Origin of the sequence: Mesorhizobium japonicum MAFF 303099 (assembly GCF_000009625.1) — a bacterium.
In the GTDB taxonomy this organism is placed as follows: Bacteria; Pseudomonadota; Alphaproteobacteria; order Rhizobiales; family Rhizobiaceae; genus Mesorhizobium; species Mesorhizobium japonicum.
On record NC_002678.2, the window covers coordinates 1,320,380 to 1,336,969 of the forward strand.

Below are 16,590 nucleotides of genomic sequence, written 5' to 3' on the forward strand. Positions count from 1 at the left end.
GCGGTGCTACTCACTATTCACTGCTCTCCTCGCCCGCATGAAATCAATGAACGCCCGCAAGGCCGGCGGCACGTGCCGCGAACTTGGGTGGTATAGATAGAAACCTGGAAAGCTGGGCGACCAGGCTTCCAGAAAACGGACCAGCCTGCCTTGCTCGATCCAGGGCCGAACCTGGTATTCAAACATGTAGGCAATGCCCACGCCATCCAGCACGGCATTGAGCATCAGCTCGGTATCGTTGACGGTCAGGCTGCCTTCGATGGCGATTTCCAGAGCCCGTCTGCCGCGCGCGAACTCCCATCGATAGAGATTGCCGCCGCCCGGCCATTCGAATTTGATGCATTGGTGCTGGTGCAGTTCCTGCGGATGACGAGGTATGGCCCGGTTCTCGAGATAGGCCGGAGCGGCCACCGCGGCCATCTGCAAATCCTCGCTCAGTTTCACCGCCACCATGTCCTTCTCCAGCCGTTCGCCGAGCCGGATTCCTGCATCGAACCGGCCTTCGACAATGTCGGCCAGCGTGTCGTCGACGATGACGGTCAGCGCGATATCAGGATAGGCGCGCTGAAAGTCTCCGAGGATCGGCGCGATGAACCGCATGGCGGCGACACGCGGCACATTGATGCGCAGCGAACCCGCCGGCCGATCGCGCGCCGCATGAACATCGGCAATGGCGCTTTCCAGTTCACCAAAGGCGACGGCAAGGCGCGAAAAAAGTGCATCGCCAGCCGCGGTCGCGGAGACACTGCGCGTCGTGCGGTTGAGGAGCCTGACGCCGACGCGCGCCTCCAACTGCCGGATAGACTGGCTGAGCGCCGGCGGCGACACACGCAGCCTCGCGGCGGCACGAACGAAACTGCCTTCTTCGACGATGGCGGAAAATGCCTTGAGTTCGGTGAATTCGGATCCGCGCATTATGTATCCATGGATTAACAAGCCAATCAGATAATAGGGCATTATCTGATCAATTGCATGCCGCTATTTCTCAGCCATCGGCCACATCGCACCCAAAGCTGCGGGCCAGAATGGTTGAAGGAAATTGATCATGTCCCAGTCTCTGCACGGCAAAACCGCAATCGTCACCGGCAGTTCGCGCGGCATCGGCCGGGCGATCGCCGAAGGGCTCGCGGCTGAGGGCGCTGCCGTCGTCGTCAATTATGTCGGCAACCAGAAAGCCGCGGATGAGGTCGTCGCCGGCATCGCCGGCAAGGGAGGAAAGGCAATCGCCATCCAGGCCGACATATCAAGCGTTTCGGATGTCCGCCGCTTGTTTGACGAGACCGAGAGCAGGCTGGGCGCGATCGACATCGTCGTCGCCAATGTTGGCGTCGCCGTCATCAAACCGCTGACCGAAGCAACCGAAGCCGATTTCGACCTTGTCTTCGGCACCAATGCCAAGGGCACCTTCTTCACGCTGCAGGAAGCAGCGCGCCGGGTAAGGGATGGCGGCCGTATCATCGCCGTCTCCACCGGCGGCACAAAGATGTTCTTCACCCAGACGGCGCTCTACCTCGGCAGCAAGGGCGCAGTCGAACAGTTCGTCCGCGTGCTCTCGCGTGAACTCGGATCGCGCGGCATCACCGTCAATGCGCTGTCGCCGGGCTTCACTGACACAGACCTGCTCCCCGAGCGCGATCGCGCCGTGGCGGCCGGCATGTCGCCCTTCGGCAGGATCGGCGCGCCGCACGACGTTGCCGATGTCGCGGTCTTCCTGGCCAGCGACGAGGCCCGCTGGCTGACCGGCGACAACATCCAGGCCGGCGGTGGCGTGGCGTAAGGATAGGCAGTAGGCAGTAGGCAGTAGGCAGCAGGCAGCAGGCAGCAGGCAGCAGGAAAATAGCAAAGGTGACATTCAAAGCGGCAGTATAATAAACGATCCCTACTCCCTATTCCCCACTGCCTATCTCCTAATCCGCCATCGTCTCCAGGCTGGCGAAGCCCTGCGGCGCGTCGCCCTCGTCGAACGGCGTCGTCACCTCGACGAATGTGTCGGGATAGAAGCCGTTGAAGCGTGTGCGGAGCGACAGCGAGTAGGCGCCGATATGGCCGATCTCGATCCAGTCGCCGGTGTCGACGGTTTCCGGCAGCCAGAACGGCCTGGACAGGATGTCGACGGAATCGCAGGTCGCGCCGCAGACCTTGAACGGCACGACGTTCTTTTCAGCGCCATTGCGGGTCCTGATCGCCGGATCGGGAATGAAGCGTGCCGGCAGCGTGATCTTGCCGGTCCATGAATCCGACAGCGATGCCCAGATGCCGTCATTGATGTAGAGCCGCTTGCCCTTGCGCAGGAGCACGCGCACGATCAGCGACAGGCAGCGCGCCACGATCACCCTGCCCGGCTCGGCCACCAGCGGCATCTGGTCGAACTGATATTCCTTCAGGTCGCCGGAAAGCCGCGACATGATCTGGCCGAGCGACGGCATCTCGATCTGCTTGCGGTTGGGATCATGGCCGTATTCGGCCGGAAAGCCGCCGCCGACATCGAGACCGGCGATGTCGAATGTCAGCCGGTTGCGCACCCAGTCGGCCGAGGCCAGCGCCCGCTCATACGTGTCGGGATCCTCGATCTGGCTGCCGACATGGAAACACAGGCCGACCTTGTAGCCGGTGCGGTTCAGCCGCTCGGCGAGTTCGACCGCATAGGCCGGCCCGGCGCCAAACTTCTTCGACAGTTCGTAGGCCGCCGACCCTTTCGTCTGGATGCGCACGAACACGCTGATCGAGCCCGGGTCGATGTCGAGCGCCCGCACCACCCGCGTCAGCTTGGTGATCTCGTCCTCATGGTCGAGCGAAATGACGCGGATGCCGTATTTCTCCAGCGCCAGTTTGATATCCGACTGCGCCTTGACCGGGTGCATGTAGAGCATCTCGGCATCGGGAGAGACCGCGCGCACGGCAGCGAATTCGCCGGGCGAAGCGACGTCGAAGGCAGTGACGCCGGCCTCGACCAAGGTCTTCAGCACGATCTGCTCGCCATTGGTCTTGACCGCATAGGCGGTCTTGCCGGGGAACATGCCCATGAACTGCCTGGCATCGGCCTTCAGCACCTGCGGGCGAAAGCAATAGACCGGATCGTCAGGACGAAGCGCCAGTGCCGCCTCGCGGGCATTCTCGAATCGCTGCATTGACGAATCCTCGATCTCGGCTGCGCACAATTAATCCAAGCTAGCGGCTAATGAAAACAATTCTGTGTCTCGTGCCCCTGACGCTGCGCGCTAGTCTTGGCAGCATCGTTTGCCGGCGATCAGGTTTCGGGTGGCGCTTGTCGCCGGACCCGATATGCCTGTGTCTGGCCGGGTGACATTCGAGCCGGCATGTCGGGGGGAGGACGATCCGCATGGCAATTGCCGCTACATCCGCACCACGCGGACCGATGACGCTCACCGACTGGGGGCAGTTGCTGTTGCTTGGCGCCATCTGGGGCGGTTCGTTCTTCTTCGCCCGCATCGCGGTGGCGGAGCTTCACCCGCTGGTGCTGGTGCTGTTTCGCGTCGCCATCGCGGCAATCGCGCTGCAGATCTATCTCGGCCTGCGCGGTCCGTCCTTCCGCCTTGCCTTTCCCCATGCCGGCCTGTTCTTCCTGCTGGCCTTCACCAACAATGTCGTCCCCTTCTCGCTGATCTTCGCCGGCCAGACCGAGCTTGGCGCCGGCGTCGCCTCTGTGCTCAACGCGACGACGCCGTTCTGGACGCTGATCCTCGCCAACGCGCTGACATCGGACGAAAAGCTCTCCTGGAACAAGCTCGCCGGCATCGGGCTCGGCGTCGCCGGCACCGCCGTCATGATCGGTCCCGGCCTGCTCGCCGGGCTCGGCGGCCCGGTCTGGGCAAAATTCGCGCTGATCGGCGCGTCTTTGTCCTATGGCGTCGCGCTGATGGTCGCCCGCCGCTTCAAGGGCGTGCCCTCGCCGGTCATCGCCACCGGCCAGTTGACCGCCTCGACCATCATCATGATACCGATCGTGCTGCTCACGCACGGCCCCGCCGACCTGTTCTCGGCCTCGCCGTCAGTCTGGGCGGCGGTGCTGGCGCTGGCGCTTTTGTCCACCGCCTTCGCCTACATCCTCTACTTCAACCTCGTCGCCTCGGCCGGCGCCACCAACGCCTCGCTGGTCACACTGATCGTGCCGGCCAGCGCCATGCTGCTCGGTTTTCTTTTCCTGGGCGAACGGCTGGAACTGTTCGAGATTGGTGGCGTGGTGCTGATCGGCCTCGGTCTCCTCACAATCGACGGACGTGTCCTTGGAAGACGTTAGGCGCGAAAATCGAAGTCGATTTTCGCGGCGGTAGCGCTGCCATGACACAGCATCGACACCTCCCCGCCACAATTTATTCACAGGTCGGAAGCGGGTTTTTGCCGAGAAGTTTCAACGGCTAACGGCAAAAGCAGGGTCGCAATTTTCACAATCACGTCGCAATGCAGCACATTTTCCGCTTGCCTGTGGCACAAATGAACCTAGACTCTTAGGCATAGCTCTTTAAGAGGAGGCTATGTCATGGGACTCACGAGGCCAATCAACGCATTGATGATTTGTGCTGCGTTTGCTTTCATCGGCGCCCTCATTATGGGCGTCCTTCCCTGAACCCGCCAAGACGGGGAAGACCAGCACCTGATAGTCTAAGCAATTCGAAAGGCCGGGTTTTTACCCGGCCTTTTGCTGTTCTGGCTAAAGCGCGTCGCGTCTGAACGGATTCATGCGACGCGCTTTAGGTCTTCGTTCTCGTGCATGTCGTTCTCCCAAAACCGGGGCCACTTTTGGGCGACATGCATTAAACCTCACGCCGCAGCCGAACCTGCCACCTCCGCCTCGTGCGAGCGGATGCCGATCATGTGGCAGATGGCGAAGACGAGGTCGGCGCGGTTCATCGTGTAGAAGTGGAAGTCGCCCACCCCGCGTTCGACCAGGTCGAGAACCTGTTCGGCGGCGACGGCGGACGCCACCAGCGCATGGGTCTGCGGGTCGTTCTGCAGGCCCTCGAAGCGCTCGGCCAGCCATGCCGGCACCAGCGCGCCGCATCGCGCCGAGAAATTGGCGACCTGGGTGAAATTATGCACCGGCAGGATGCCGGGAACGATCGGGATGTAGATGCCCGCCCGGCGCGCACGCTCGACATAGCGCTCGTAGAGATCATTGTCGAAGAAGAACTGGGTGATAGCCCGCGTCGCGCCATTGTCGACCTTGCGCTTCAGCATGTCGATATCGGTGGCGAAGTCCGGGCTTTCCGGATGCTTTTCCGGATAAGCCGAAACCGAAATGTCGAAATCGCCCGCGTCCTTCATCGCGCCGACCAGTTCGGCGCCGTTGGCATAGCCGTCGGGATGCGGGCGGTAGGCGGTGCCAACGCCCGCGGCCGGATCGCCGCGCAGGGCGACGAAGCGCTTGACGCCCATAGCGGCGAATTCCTGGATCACCGCGTCGACCTGATGGCGAGCGGCATCGACGCAGGTCATGTGCGCGGCCGGCGTCAGGCTGGTCTCGTTCAGGATGCGACCGACGGTGCGCGCCGTGCGCTCACGCGTCGAGCCGCCGGCGCCATAGGTCACCGAGACGAATTTCGGCTTCAGCGGCTCCAGCCGCGTGACCGTGTCCCACAGCCGCGCCTCCATCTCGTCATTCTTGGGCGGGAAGAATTCGAAGGAAACCTTGACCTTGTCGCCAATGTCGGGGCGGCGGGAAAAGCGGAACTGGTTCATCAGGCGATTTCCCCTATCGAATTCACTTTGGTCTGCTGGCTGTCATTGGCAGGGTCGGCGATCAGCAGGCGCCGGTCGCGGCCAAGCCAGAGTTTGACGGTGAGCCTGGGCTCGCTGCCGCCGCGCGGCTCGAATTCCTGGGCATCCTCGAGATCAAGGCCGGCCTCGGCAAACCACTCGCCGATCTGCCGGTCGGAAAAGCCGAGCCGCATATGTGCGTGCTCTTCGCGCAGGAATTCCAGCGTGTGCGGCGCGAAGTCGACGATGACCAGCCGGCCCGACGGCCGCAAAAGCCGCGCCGCCTCGTGGATGGCGCGGGCCGGATCGTCGAGATAGTGCAGCACCTGGTGGATGGTGACGAGATCGAAGGCATCGCGCTCGACCGGCGGCGAGAAGATATCGCCTTGCCGCACCTGCGCATTGGAAACGCCGGCCTTGTCGAGATTGGCGCGCGCCACGGTCAGCATCTCGCGCGACATGTCGATGCCGACACCGCGCCGGTAGAGCGGCGAGAAGATTTCCAGGAGCCGCCCGGTACCGGTGCCAAGATCCAGCATCGACTGGAACGGCCGCTTGCCAACCAGCTTCAGCATCGCCGCCTCGACCGCGCGGTCCGGCACATGCAGCGAGCGTATATGGTCCCAGCTTGCCGCATTCACGGAGAAATACTCCGCCGCCCGGTCCTGCCGCTTGCGCTTGACCGAGGCCAGCCGCTCGAGGTCGCGCTCGACCTGCGGATCGGCGCCGCGAATGCTGGAAACCAGCCCCATGACGAAGTCACGCGCGGAATCGGCATCCGACAGGCGGAAGAACGCCCATGATCCTTCCTGGTAGCGGTCGATCAGCCCGGCCTCGAGAAGCAGCTTCAAATGCCGCGAAACGCGCGGCTGCGACTGACCAAGAATTTCGGTAAGATCGGAAACGGTGAGGTCGCCACGCGACAACAGTGCCAATATGCGCAGGCGGCTGGATTCGGCCGCCGCCTTCAGCGTATCCACCATGGTGTCGAGCGAAACATGCATCAGCGTATTCTCTTTTCAGCGCATTCACTTTGAAAAAGATATAAACATATGTTTATGTCGATTTTCAAAACCTTGCAAGCGCTATGTCGCTCCCGGACAAGAAAATGCCGCATGCGTGATTTCCCGGTGCGCGCCGCCCAAAAATGTGGTGCGGTCCTGGGACGATGACAGGCACCAGCACAGAGATGGGCAGAATGACCGGGCCGCGCGAAATGTTCGAGGCACGCGAAGGCGAGCAGAGGCTGGAACAGGATCCGGCAACGATGCCGGCGGATGGCGGCGTCGTCTTCATCGGCCGCATCGCCTCGCCCTGGACGACACGGGAGAGCTGCCCGAAAAACATGCGCACGGCGCGCGAGACCGGGCAGCAGGCGGTGCTGACCATCGACGCGCCCTATCGTGAAGGCCTGCGCGGGCTGGAGCGTGCCAGCCATGTCATCGTCCTGTCCTGGCTGCACCACGCGCCGCGCAATCTGATTGTGCAAAAACCCCGCCATGCGGCTGAAGCCAAAGGCGTGTTCGGCCTGCGCTCCCCTGCCCGGCCGAACCCGATCGGCCTGCATGTGGCAAGGCTCATCGGATTGGACATCGCCGCCGGGCGCATCGATCTCGACGCCATCGACGTGCTCGACGGCACGCCGGTCATCGACATCAAGCCCTACTTCGCCTCGACCGACGCCATACCAGAGGCGATCATCGAAGGACGCGAGGAGCGATGACAGCACCGACCGGCCGCCGCCGCGCCATCGCCAAGGCGCTGACCGCACTTCTGCCGCTGGCGCCCTATGCCGACATGGAAAAGATCCGCGCCGACGCCGGCGCAGTGCATATGAAGACCTTGCCGCCAGGCATTGCCGTGTGGCTGGCGACGATCGCCCACATTCGTCACATGCATACCGACTACGAAAAGCTGCTGGCCGAGGGTTATGACCGCGACTCCGCTCGCTTCTTTGTCATCGAGCAGACCAACATCATGCTCACCCGCTGGCGCGCGACCCGCCTGCTCGATGCCGACGACGAGGAGGAATGAGGCCGCTATTGCTTGGTCAGCACGGCGATCGCATTGTAGGGCTGGCCATCGGCCTGGCCGACCCAGGTCCAGGACAGGTTTCCCTTGAAAAACCGGACGGTGATATCGCCGCCATCGATGCACTTGTCCTGGCCGTAGGTGATGCTCTCATGGAATTCCGCCGACGTCTCGTCCCTCGACGTCTGCGACAGCGATCCGCCGCAGCCGAGTGACGGATAATCGATCGACGCGCCGTCATCGCTGATTGTCATGGCGATCGACCAGTCGGCGCCGGCGTCACCCGCCGGGCTCTGGTGGCCACTGCCGATCCACTTGCCGGTCAGCGTCTGCGCCGGCGCATTCGCCGTGCAAGGCAGGTTCTGGAAGATCGGTGTCAGTTCGGTGCCGGTCTTCTCGCAGCGATAGGTCTGGCCGTTTTGGCAGAGTTCGTCGCCTTGTTTCACGCACTGCGCGCTGGCCTCGCCCGCGGCGAAAATCATCATGGTCGCGATGACCGTCCCAAGCCTGCCCATATCCCCCTCCCGTCCCGAGCTATCGAACTATAAGGCAATTCCAATCCGGTGTATCGGCTGGACCGTCATGGAGGACGAACAGCGCCAGACGGCTGGCCCTACGCCTTCTGTCCGGGGCCGGTAGGCTGATGACCCGTCCCGCCCGCGAGGAGGCCCTGATGGACCAGACGACGGCAACACAGGCTTCAAAGCCGCTGCCCACAGTCGGCGACCGCCACGTCGACCCGCATTCCTACCCCGACGGCATCGCCTTCCTCGACGGCCAGTATCTGCCGATGTCGCAAGCCAAGGTGTCGGTGCTGGACTGGGGCTTCCTGCATTCCGACGCCACCTACGACACGGTGCATGTCTGGAACGGCCGCTTCTTCCGCCTCGACCTGCATCTCGACCGCTTCTTCGGCGGACTGGAAAAGCTGCGCATGACCATCCCCTTCGACAGGGATGGCGTGGCCGAGATCCTGCACAATTGTGTCGCCCTTTCGGGCCATCGCGCCGCCTATGTCGAAATGCTGTGCACGCGCGGCGCATCGCCGACCTTCAGCCGCGATCCGCGCCAGGCGATCAACCGCTTCATGGCCTTCGCCGTACCCTTCGGCTCGGTCGCCAATGCCGAGCAGTTGCAGCGCGGCCTGCGCGTCGCCATCAGCGACAAGGTGCGCATCCCGCCGGCTTCGGTCGATCCGTCGATCAAGAACTACCATTGGCTCGATCTGGTGCGCGGCCTCTACGACGCCTATGACAGCGGTGCGGAGACCGCGCTCATTCTCGACTTCAACGGCAATGTCGCCGAGGGCCCGGGCTTCAACGTCTTCTGCGTCAAGGACGGCAAACTGTCGACGCCGGCCATCGGCGTGCTGCCCGGCATCACGCGCCGCACAGTCTTCGATCTCTGCGCCGAAGAAGGTCTTGCCGCCGCCGCCGCCGATGTCAGCGTCGCCGCGCTCAAGGCGGCCGACGAGGTCTTCATCACCTCGACCGCCGGCGGCATCATGCCGGTGACCGAGATCGACGGCGCGGCGATCGCCGACGGCAAGGTCGGGCCGGTTACCAGCCGGCTAATGGCGCTCTACTGGCAAAAGCACGACGATCCGGCCTGGTCGTCTCAGGTGAAGTATCCCTGATCAAAGGGCGTCCGTTCAAAAAGATTCCCCCTCGCCTCTGGAAAATCACCGTATAGACCGTATATGCCCGAAAGCGGAGAAGCCTCCGCTTTCGTCCAAAATTGCGCCCGCAGGGGCAAGGATTCCACATCATGACAAACAAGGTTTGGTTCATCACCGGATCGTCGAAGGGTTTTGGCCGTGTTTGGGCCGAGGCTGCACTGGCGCGCGGCGACCGCGTTGCCGCGACCGCCCGTGACGCTGGCACGCTCGCCGATCTGGTCGAGAAGTATGGCGACAACATCGCCGCGATAAAGCTCGACGTCACCGACAAGAAAGCCGTCGATACGGCCGTTGCCGAGGCGCACAAGCGCTTTGGCCGGCTCGACGTCGTCATCAACAATGCCGGCTATGGCCATTTCGGCGCCATTGAGGAGGTCAGCGAGCAGGAAGCCCGCGACCAGATCGAAACCAATGTGTTCGGCGCGCTGTGGGTCACGCAGGCGGTACTGCCGATCATGCGGGCCCAGCGTTCCGGCCGCATCATCCAGATCTCGTCGATCGGCGGCGTCAACGCCTTCGCCTCGCTCGGCCTCTACCACGCCTCGAAATGGGCGCTGGAAGCCTTCAGCCAGTCGCTCAGCATCGAGGTCGCGGAATTCGGCATCCATGTCACGCTGGTCGAGCCAGGCGGCTTCTCCACCGACTGGTCCGGTGCCTCAGCCAAGGTCTCCAAGCCGATCGAGGCCTACGCGCCCGCCCGCGCCAAGATGGCCGAGCGCCGCGCCAATTCGGTCGCCGGCGACCCCGAAGCCACCGGTCCGGCGATGCTGGCCATCGTCGACGCCGCCGAGCCGCCGCTGCGGGTGTTCTTCGGCGATGGCGGCCTGCCGATGATCCGCCAGGAATACGCCAACCGCCTCGCCACCTGGGACAAATGGGACCACGTGTCCGTCATGGCACAAGGCGCGAACAAGAACCGCAAGGGCTGAGGCAAGCTTCTGCTACGCCGCTCAAGGGGCGGCGTAGCCCTTCGGCCACGATTCAACCGCGCAGCTATGTCTGGTAAATCCACTGCTCCGGCACCCGCGCCGAGATTTCTTCGCCCGCCCTGATCGTTCCGGGCTTCTCGACCCAGGCGACCACGCCACGCAGCCGCTTGGCCACTTTGGGAAAGAGCAGCGCGCCGGCTTCGATGTCGGCCATTCCGGCATTTTCAGCGATCGATCGCCCGGCGATGCGGCATGGTCCGTTCTGGGCGTCGACCTTGAGGGTCACGCCATCCTTGAAGAACAGCAACGTGCCGGCCGGCAGCATCGACAGATGCGGCACGCCCTCGATCACCAGATTGGCGCCGATCCATTCCGGCTTGATGTCGGGAAGGCCCATCCGCTCGGCGACGATGGCAAGTTCGTCCGCAGCCACGATCGACAGCTGCCGCTCGTTGCGCATTTCGGTGCCGCGCGGATACCAGGGTTCGCGCCCGCCCGAGCGCCGCGTCGATCCGGCATGGAAATCGCCCAAAATGCCATCGAAGCCAAGCCGCAATTCCTCCACCGGTCTTGTCTGGAAATGCTCCGCCGGCGCGACATAGAGCGCTGCGGCGCGAGCGGAAAGCTTCTTCGCCGGAATGATTTCGACCGGCTTCTCGGCTTCGGGGAAAAGATCCAGCATGGCGTTCGGTCCTTGAATCATGCTCCCCGTTTTTGCCCTTCGGGCGGCAAGGCCGCAAGAGCGGTTTGGGCCATAATGCGCAACTCTTCGGCCGAGGCGCCGTCCCGCGCCTGGATCGACATGCCGTTCATGACGCCGGCGATGTATTTGGCGAAGCTCTCGACGGAGAAGCCTTCTGGCAGATCGCCCGCCGCTTGGCCCATGGCCAGACGCTCCGCGATCGCCGCCTCGCTTGCCTTGCGATAGGCCTTGAGTTCATCCGCGATGGCCTGCGCCCGCGGTGAGGCTGCCAGGGCACCGCTGACGAAAAGGCATCCGCCCGGCTTGCCGGGCCTGGAATAGGCCTCCGCCGCGCCCAGCAGCAACCGCCGGATCGCCTCGGGCGTCGGCACCGGCGCGCTCAGCGCGTCCAGCGCAAAGCCGATCTCCGTCTCGTGGTAGCGCGTCAGCGCCTTGCGGAACAAAGTCTCCTTGTCGGTGAAGGCGTTGTAGATCTGCGGCGGCGTCAGCCCCATCGCCTCGCGCAGCATCGCCAGCGACGTCGCCTCATAGCCATGCTCCCAGAACAGATGCATCGCCGCATCCAGCGCCCGGTCGGGGTCGAACGCGCGGGGACGACCACCCCTAGCCTTTTCCAAATTATCCATAGTGATCGATACGAAACCTGTTGACTTGCTCGCCGTGCGTAACGTAACAATTGATACGAAACATGGCAAGCCGGAAGACGATGTTCCGGCAAGGCCGTGCAGCCGAGGACAAGGAGAGACCAAATGCCCATCACCGTGACCGCGCCGGAAGGCGTACTGACAGAGGCCGGAGAACGCGAGATCCTGCCGCGCCTCAGCGCCGCCCTCATCGAAGCTTCCGGCGCCACCGGCAATTCCTTCTTCAGCGCCATCGTCGGCGGCACGGTCCACATCCTGCCGTCCCGCCACATCTATGCCGGCGGCGCCAACAGGCCTGTCGTGATGGTGGAATTGAAATTGCCCAATATCGGCCTTGGCTCGATCGAGGCCCGCCAGGCCTTCATCACCACGGCCGCCGGCATTGTCGTCGAACTCTGCGTGCCCGGGCACAAGCCCGAAAATACCTGGATCAATATCGTCAACGCACCTGACGGCGGCTGGGGCATCGGCGAAAGGCAATTTACCGGCGACGCTCTCATTGCTGCCGCCACCGCCGCCGCGCACTGATCTGACAGGGAAAGACAGGATGCGGCTCTCCCCCTCGCTGTTCTTCGCGACCAATTGCGAGCCGGCACTGGCCTTCTACGAACAATGCGGCCTTGGCCGGGGAACCATCCTGCTGCGCTGGGGCGACAACGGCATGCCGGTGCGCACCGAAGCCATGCGTGGAAAAATCCTGCATGCCCGCTTCGAAGGTCCGGGCGTGCTGTTCCATGCCTCCGACAATGACGATGCCGAGCCGATGAAAGGCTCCGCCATGATGCTGGAATTCGACGAGCTGGAGGCCATGCGCGCACTTTTTGTCCGTATGGCCGCCGGCGGCCGCATGACCGTGCCCCTGGCGCGGCAATATTGGGGAACCAGCTTCGGCATGCTGGTCGACGCGTTCGGCGTGCAGTGGATGTTCAGCTGCTCAGGTGAATGAAGGCGGGGATCACGATCTTCTTACCGGAAATGGAATTGGTGCCGCATTGCCGCCGCGCCGGATCGCTTTCATTGTGGCGAGACACCTCGGAGGTTCTCATGCGACCGGCGACGGCAATCGCGCTACTTTGGCTCGTCTGGGTGGTCACCTGGATTGCGGCCGCCGTGTGGGCTGATCCGGCTCAAAAACGCGCCACCATCGGCGCGGAGGTCCGCTACCGTGTGTTCTGGCTGGCCGGCACCGTCCTGCTGTTCGTCCCGGCGCACGGCTATGAGGGCAGGTTGAGGTTGTGGACACCAAGCCTCGCCGGGGCCTGGGCTTGCATTGCCCTGATCGCCATCGGCCTCATCTTCTCGTGGTGGGCGCGTATTCATCTGGGCAGGCTGTGGTCGGCCTCGGTCACCGCCAAGGCAGACCACCGCATCGTCGATACCGGTCCCTACGGCCTCGTCCGCCACCCGATCTACACAGGATTGCTGCTGGCGCTCCTCGCCACCATGGCGGCGAAAGGCACCGTCTGGGGCATTGCAGGTGTCGCACTGCTCACCATCGGCATCGTCATGAAGGCAAAACTCGAGGAGCGCTTCCTGCGCGGCGAACTTGGCCCCGCATATGACGACTACGCGCGGCGGGTGCCGATGCTGGTCCCCTTTACGCCGGCCTGACACGCCAAGGTGCGTTGGAACGCCAGCTCAGCTCGATTTCCCCGCCCCGCTGCCTTGCCGAAAATGGTCGACGGCACCGTCAATCTGAACCCAATCATGTTTCGATTGCTCGAAGATCGACTTGACCGGAGGCGGATATTTCGGGTCAGTCAGGGCGCCGACGGCGACGCCGATCATTGACGGCAGCCTGTCCGCTTTCCAATAGACCGTCGAGCCGCAGGCGGGACATAAGTAGTTGTGCACTTTGCCGCCGCTCGCCGCATCGCGGGTGAATTCCTTCGCGGTTCCAGAGATGGCAACAGCGTCAGCCGGATAAAAGGCGCCAACGCCGAAGGGCGCGCCGGTTCGGCGCTGGCAATCGAGACAGTGGCAGGCGACAACCAGCATTGATGGTCCTGTCAGCGTCAGCGTAAGGGCACCGCAGCTGCATCGGGCATCGACCATTGGAACTCTCCTTTCTGAAACGAGATCGCATTGATACAAGCCGACCGCGACACCGGCTGTGTCGAGGGTCAGGTTCAGGCTGAACGGGATTGGAAGACGGGCGCTAAGCGGCCCGATTGATGATGAAAGTCCGAATGGCCTTTTCAGGCCAGCGTCACCGCGAGATTGCTCAAAGCATGCGGATAAGCGCGCCGCCTATCGAATACCCCGCGCCAAAGGCGCAGATCAAGCCGAAATCACCGGGCTTCATGTCAGCATGGTTCTCCGACAGCGCGACGATGGCGCCGGCGCCAGCCGTGTTGCCCAGCCGCTCCAGAACCATCGGCGCGCGATCGTGATCGACATCGTGGCCGAACGACAGTTTCAGGATCATCGCATTCATGCGGGCATTCGCCTGATGCAGCCAGAAGCGCCGGATCGCCTGCGGCGTCAGCCCGTGCTCGGCCAGGAACTCGACGATGAATTTCTGGCCGGCGACGGTGACTTCCTTAAACACCTTGTTGCCGACCTGTTTGATCAGATTGCCTTCCAGATTGATCATGTAGGGATCATCCTGGGCCGTGCGGGTGTGGTAGCCCAGATTGGTGCGGATGTTGTTCGACATCTGCGTCCACAGCCGCGTGTCCAGCACCTCGAAACGCCCCGGCCGTTTGTCGCCCTGGGCAAGCCCCTCCACCACCATCGACACCGAGGCGTCGCCGAAGATGAAATGCGTCTGCCGGTCGCGGAAATTGAGATGGCCGGTGATGATTTCCGGCGTGGTTACCAGGATGCGCTTGTGCGCGCCCGAGCGCACCAGATTGACCGCCATGTGCAGCGCCGCCGCCGCGGACGAACAGCCGAGCCCCATGTCGAAGCCGGCGCCGGTCGTGCCGAGCGCCTCCTGCATTTCGATGGCGATCGCCGGATAGGGCCGCTGGTGGTGCGAGGCCGAGCAGATGATCAGGTCGATCTGGGACGGTTCAACTCCGGCATGGTCGAGCGCCTTCCTGGCCGAAGCGATGCCGAACTCGGCCTCCAGCGACAGCGCATCGTCGGGCCGCGCTGGAATGCGCGGCGTCATCCGCGTCGGGTCGAGAATGCCTTCCCGCTCGATGACATGACGGGATTTCACGCCCGAGGCATGGACGATGAAGTCGCTGTCGGATTTCTGCAGCAGCGCCTCGCCGGTGCCTTGACGGCGCGCATTCTCCGTGTCGACCCAGCTGTTGAAGCTCTCGACCAGTTCTTCATTCGTTATGACAGCTTCAGGAATTTCAGCGCCGATGCCGCTGATGATGACGCGATGCATGTTTCAGTCCGTCCCATCCGCAGGCGTTGCGGCTTCATGTGGGCGCCGAAACGCTTCGGCGCAACACTTTTCTCATCCAGCCGGTTTACGCCGGCTTAAACCAAATGTTCAGGCCCGGCTTGAACCAGGATTTCACCAGGCGCACAGCTTGGTGTTGGTCTGCGGGTTGTTCCAGCAGGCGCCGTCGTCGCGGCTACGCACGAACTGCCCCGGCAGCGGCACGTTGCGGCGACCGAGATTGACATAACCATAGGCAAAGCCCGGCCCGTCGATCTCCAGCACATAGGTCGGGTAGCCCGGGGCCGATATCCGGAAGCTGCCGGCATCGTCGATCGCGCGGTAGCTGCACGGAAAATAGCCGTCATCCGACGTAAAGCAGCGCGCCCGCTTCGCTTGCGCCGAAACCGAGAACGCCAGAAGTGCCGCCGCGCACACGCCGCCGCCATAGAGCAACCTTTTCAAACTCATCATTTCCCCCTGCCACGCAGCCATCATGGCCCCAGCGATGAATTGGGCATGACGGCGAAACGGGGTCAAGCGGCCACAATGGACCGCGTGCGAAGTGGATAAATTCTTTCATACGATGTGTTGAGATTCAGGTCAGGCCGAGTCGAAAATGGCTGATACCGAGAACCGGAGCGGAGCGTACTTTCGTACGTGAGCTCAGTTCTACTACGACGCAGTAGAACGGGGAAGCGCAGGTATCAGCCATTTGCGGGCCGGCATCACCTGAATATCAACATATCCTAGCCAGCCCTCTTGGCGACAATGAAGATGCGAGGGAAGCGCAGCAACACCTTGCCGTCGGCGGTCTTCGGATAGGCCTTGGCGATCTTGGCCGTATAGCTGTCGAGGAACATCTTGCGCTCATCGGCGTCCAGCGGATCGAGGAACGGCTTCAGCCCCGTCGATTTCACCCATTCGACGATCGCCTCGGCGTCGGCCAGGGGATGGTTGTAGGCCGTATGCCAGATGTCCAGCCGGTCGGCGAGCGGCGACATCAGGTCATAATAGAACGAGACCGGCGGCAACGGGCCGCGCGCCGCACCCTTGAGCTTGTCGGCGAACGGCATTTCGGCGGCGGTATCCCGCATCATTTGATGCGAGGGCTCAAGCAGGTTATCGGGCATCTGGACGGCCAGCGCGCCACCGGGCGCCAGAAAGCCCATCAGCCGCTGGAACACCGCCGGATGCGTGGGCAGCCACTGGAACACCGCGTTGGCGAAGATCACATTGACCGGTTCGGCCGGCTGCCATGTCGACGCGTCCGCAAGGTCGAAGCTGACATTGGGCAGGCGCACCCTCGCCTTCTCGATCATGTCGGGCGAGGTGTCGAAGCCACTCACCTGCGCATCCGGCCAACGCTGGACCAGAAGCTCGGTCGAATTGCCAGGCCCGCAGCCTATGTCGACGACCCGGCGCGGAAAATCGACCGGCACTTGCGCGACCAGATCGCGTGCCGGCCGCGTGCGCTCATCCTCGAATTTCAGATATTGAGCGGCGGACCAGTCAGCCATTTGAACTCCCCATGTGGCTTTGAGAAT

Annotated in this window: 20 protein-coding genes; 9 read left to right on the plus strand and 11 right to left on the minus strand. The window is 63.1% G+C overall.

Annotated features, from left to right (window positions below):
* Positions 1-6: 6 nt before the first annotated feature.
* Positions 7-915: a LysR family transcriptional regulator gene (locus tag MAFF_RS07445; protein ID WP_010910276.1), complete on the minus strand. Its 909-nt coding sequence runs from the start codon at positions 913-915 to the stop codon at positions 7-9.
* A gap of 130 nt (positions 916-1,045) precedes the next feature.
* On the opposite strand from MAFF_RS07445, the gene MAFF_RS07450 reads away from it, so the two are divergent.
* Entirely contained in the window at positions 1,046-1,777 is a 732-nt protein-coding gene (locus MAFF_RS07450) for an SDR family oxidoreductase (protein WP_010910277.1), read from the plus strand.
* 130 nt (positions 1,778-1,907) lie between these two features.
* Here MAFF_RS07450 and MAFF_RS07455 read toward each other — a convergent pair whose 3' ends face one another.
* The gene (locus MAFF_RS07455) at positions 1,908-3,128 is read right to left on the minus strand and encodes an alanine racemase (RefSeq protein ID WP_010910278.1); all 1,221 of its coding nucleotides are present in this window, start codon (positions 3,126-3,128) and stop codon (positions 1,908-1,910) included.
* 212 nt (positions 3,129-3,340) lie between these two features.
* Between MAFF_RS07455 and MAFF_RS07460 the strand changes: the two genes are divergently transcribed.
* Positions 3,341-4,258, plus strand: coding sequence for a DMT family transporter (locus tag MAFF_RS07460; RefSeq protein WP_010910279.1), 918 nt, complete (start codon positions 3,341-3,343; stop codon positions 4,256-4,258).
* Between the two features lie 521 nt (positions 4,259-4,779).
* Here MAFF_RS07460 and metF read toward each other — a convergent pair.
* Together metF and MAFF_RS07470 are read right to left on the minus strand one after the other, a co-directional pair.
* A complete protein-coding gene (gene metF / locus MAFF_RS07465) occupies positions 4,780-5,697 on the minus strand; it encodes a methylenetetrahydrofolate reductase [NAD(P)H] (RefSeq protein WP_010910280.1) in 918 nt (305 codons plus the stop codon).
* Entirely contained in the window at positions 5,697-6,719 is a 1,023-nt protein-coding gene (locus MAFF_RS07470; RefSeq protein WP_010910281.1) for an ArsR/SmtB family transcription factor, read from the minus strand. The genes metF and MAFF_RS07470 overlap by 1 nt, the downstream gene beginning before the upstream one ends.
* Before the next feature lie 194 nt (positions 6,720-6,913).
* Here MAFF_RS07470 and tsaA point away from each other — a divergent pair, with 194 nt between their 5' ends.
* Positions 6,914-7,438: a tRNA (N6-threonylcarbamoyladenosine(37)-N6)-methyltransferase TrmO gene (tsaA, locus tag MAFF_RS07475; protein WP_032930838.1), complete on the plus strand. Its 525-nt coding sequence runs from the start codon at positions 6,914-6,916 to the stop codon at positions 7,436-7,438.
* Complete coding sequence (locus tag MAFF_RS07480; protein ID WP_010910283.1) at positions 7,435-7,749, plus strand: DUF2293 domain-containing protein; 315 nt, start codon at positions 7,435-7,437, stop codon at positions 7,747-7,749. The genes tsaA and MAFF_RS07480 overlap by 4 nt, the downstream gene beginning before the upstream one ends.
* A 5-nt stretch (positions 7,750-7,754) precedes the next feature.
* Here MAFF_RS07480 and MAFF_RS07485 read toward each other — a convergent pair whose 3' ends face one another.
* Positions 7,755-8,261 (minus strand): hypothetical protein, encoded by a 507-nt coding sequence (locus MAFF_RS07485; RefSeq protein ID WP_010910284.1) that lies wholly within the window; start codon positions 8,259-8,261, stop codon positions 7,755-7,757.
* A gap of 158 nt (positions 8,262-8,419) precedes the next feature.
* On the opposite strand from MAFF_RS07485, the gene MAFF_RS07490 reads away from it, so the two are divergent.
* Positions 8,420-9,382, plus strand: a complete 963-nt coding sequence (locus MAFF_RS07490; protein WP_010910285.1) for a D-amino acid aminotransferase — start codon at positions 8,420-8,422, stop codon at positions 9,380-9,382.
* Positions 9,383-9,513: 131 nt separating this feature from the next.
* On the plus strand, positions 9,514-10,353 hold the full coding sequence (locus MAFF_RS07495; RefSeq protein ID WP_010910286.1) for an SDR family oxidoreductase: 840 nt from the start codon (positions 9,514-9,516) through the stop codon (positions 10,351-10,353).
* Positions 10,354-10,417: 64 nt separating this feature from the next.
* On the opposite strand, the gene MAFF_RS07500 is transcribed toward MAFF_RS07495, so the two are convergent.
* Together MAFF_RS07500 and MAFF_RS07505 are read right to left on the minus strand one after the other, a co-directional pair.
* Positions 10,418-11,035, minus strand: coding sequence for an MOSC domain-containing protein (locus MAFF_RS07500; protein WP_044550605.1), 618 nt, complete (start codon positions 11,033-11,035; stop codon positions 10,418-10,420).
* 17 nt (positions 11,036-11,052) lie between these two features.
* Entirely contained in the window at positions 11,053-11,610 is a 558-nt protein-coding gene (locus MAFF_RS07505; RefSeq protein WP_157865933.1) for a TetR/AcrR family transcriptional regulator, read from the minus strand.
* 195 nt (positions 11,611-11,805) lie between these two features.
* On the opposite strand from MAFF_RS07505, the gene MAFF_RS07510 reads away from it, so the two are divergent.
* From MAFF_RS07510 to MAFF_RS07520, 3 genes are all read left to right on the plus strand, one after another.
* Positions 11,806-12,228: a hypothetical protein gene (locus MAFF_RS07510; protein ID WP_044548050.1), complete on the plus strand. Its 423-nt coding sequence runs from the start codon at positions 11,806-11,808 to the stop codon at positions 12,226-12,228.
* A gap of 19 nt (positions 12,229-12,247) precedes the next feature.
* Positions 12,248-12,646, plus strand: a complete 399-nt coding sequence (locus MAFF_RS07515; RefSeq protein ID WP_010910289.1) for a VOC family protein — start codon at positions 12,248-12,250, stop codon at positions 12,644-12,646.
* Between the two features lie 98 nt (positions 12,647-12,744).
* Complete coding sequence (locus MAFF_RS07520; RefSeq protein ID WP_032930843.1) at positions 12,745-13,311, plus strand: methyltransferase family protein; 567 nt, start codon at positions 12,745-12,747, stop codon at positions 13,309-13,311.
* Between the two features lie 27 nt (positions 13,312-13,338).
* On the opposite strand, the gene MAFF_RS07525 is transcribed toward MAFF_RS07520, so the two are convergent.
* The 4 genes from MAFF_RS07525 to tam form a co-directional block, all read right to left on the minus strand.
* Complete coding sequence (locus MAFF_RS07525) at positions 13,339-13,755, minus strand: GFA family protein (protein ID WP_010910291.1); 417 nt, start codon at positions 13,753-13,755, stop codon at positions 13,339-13,341.
* 169 nt (positions 13,756-13,924) lie between these two features.
* Positions 13,925-15,046 (minus strand): beta-ketoacyl-ACP synthase III, encoded by a 1,122-nt coding sequence (locus MAFF_RS07530; RefSeq protein WP_032930845.1) that lies wholly within the window; start codon positions 15,044-15,046, stop codon positions 13,925-13,927.
* Positions 15,047-15,178: 132 nt separating this feature from the next.
* Positions 15,179-15,517 (minus strand): hypothetical protein, encoded by a 339-nt coding sequence (locus MAFF_RS07535; protein WP_244420734.1) that lies wholly within the window; start codon positions 15,515-15,517, stop codon positions 15,179-15,181.
* A gap of 275 nt (positions 15,518-15,792) precedes the next feature.
* Complete coding sequence (gene tam / locus MAFF_RS07540) at positions 15,793-16,563, minus strand: trans-aconitate 2-methyltransferase (RefSeq protein WP_010910294.1); 771 nt, start codon at positions 16,561-16,563, stop codon at positions 15,793-15,795.
* Between the last annotated feature and the right edge of the window lie 27 nt (positions 16,564-16,590).

Bases quoted from the DNA above. Each gene is read 5' to 3' on its own strand.
- MAFF_RS07445 (WP_010910276.1), bottom strand. From the start codon at position 915: ATGCGCGGATCCGAATTCACCGAACTCAAGGCATTTTCCGCCATCGTC.
- MAFF_RS07450 (WP_010910277.1), top strand. From the start codon at position 1,046: ATGTCCCAGTCTCTGCACGGCAAAACCGCAATCGTCACCGGCAGTTCG.
- MAFF_RS07455 (WP_010910278.1), bottom strand. From the start codon at position 3,128: ATGCAGCGATTCGAGAATGCCCGCGAGGCGGCACTGGCGCTTCGTCCT.
- MAFF_RS07460 (WP_010910279.1), top strand. From the start codon at position 3,341: ATGGCAATTGCCGCTACATCCGCACCACGCGGACCGATGACGCTCACC.
- metF (WP_010910280.1), bottom strand. From the start codon at position 5,697: ATGAACCAGTTCCGCTTTTCCCGCCGCCCCGACATTGGCGACAAGGTC.
- MAFF_RS07470 (WP_010910281.1), bottom strand. From the start codon at position 6,719: ATGCATGTTTCGCTCGACACCATGGTGGATACGCTGAAGGCGGCGGCC.
- tsaA (WP_032930838.1), top strand. From the start codon at position 6,914: ATGACCGGGCCGCGCGAAATGTTCGAGGCACGCGAAGGCGAGCAGAGG.
- MAFF_RS07480 (WP_010910283.1), top strand. From the start codon at position 7,435: ATGACAGCACCGACCGGCCGCCGCCGCGCCATCGCCAAGGCGCTGACC.
- MAFF_RS07485 (WP_010910284.1), bottom strand. From the start codon at position 8,261: ATGGGCAGGCTTGGGACGGTCATCGCGACCATGATGATTTTCGCCGCG.
- MAFF_RS07490 (WP_010910285.1), top strand. From the start codon at position 8,420: ATGGACCAGACGACGGCAACACAGGCTTCAAAGCCGCTGCCCACAGTC.
- MAFF_RS07495 (WP_010910286.1), top strand. From the start codon at position 9,514: ATGACAAACAAGGTTTGGTTCATCACCGGATCGTCGAAGGGTTTTGGC.
- MAFF_RS07500 (WP_044550605.1), bottom strand. From the start codon at position 11,035: ATGCTGGATCTTTTCCCCGAAGCCGAGAAGCCGGTCGAAATCATTCCG.
- MAFF_RS07505 (WP_157865933.1), bottom strand. From the start codon at position 11,610: ATGCATCTGTTCTGGGAGCATGGCTATGAGGCGACGTCGCTGGCGATG.
- MAFF_RS07510 (WP_044548050.1), top strand. From the start codon at position 11,806: ATGCCCATCACCGTGACCGCGCCGGAAGGCGTACTGACAGAGGCCGGA.
- MAFF_RS07515 (WP_010910289.1), top strand. From the start codon at position 12,248: ATGCGGCTCTCCCCCTCGCTGTTCTTCGCGACCAATTGCGAGCCGGCA.
- MAFF_RS07520 (WP_032930843.1), top strand. From the start codon at position 12,745: ATGCGACCGGCGACGGCAATCGCGCTACTTTGGCTCGTCTGGGTGGTC.
- MAFF_RS07525 (WP_010910291.1), bottom strand. From the start codon at position 13,755: ATGGTCGATGCCCGATGCAGCTGCGGTGCCCTTACGCTGACGCTGACA.
- MAFF_RS07530 (WP_032930845.1), bottom strand. From the start codon at position 15,046: ATGCATCGCGTCATCATCAGCGGCATCGGCGCTGAAATTCCTGAAGCT.
- MAFF_RS07535 (WP_244420734.1), bottom strand. From the start codon at position 15,517: ATGATGAGTTTGAAAAGGTTGCTCTATGGCGGCGGCGTGTGCGCGGCG.
- tam (WP_010910294.1), bottom strand. From the start codon at position 16,563: ATGGCTGACTGGTCCGCCGCTCAATATCTGAAATTCGAGGATGAGCGC.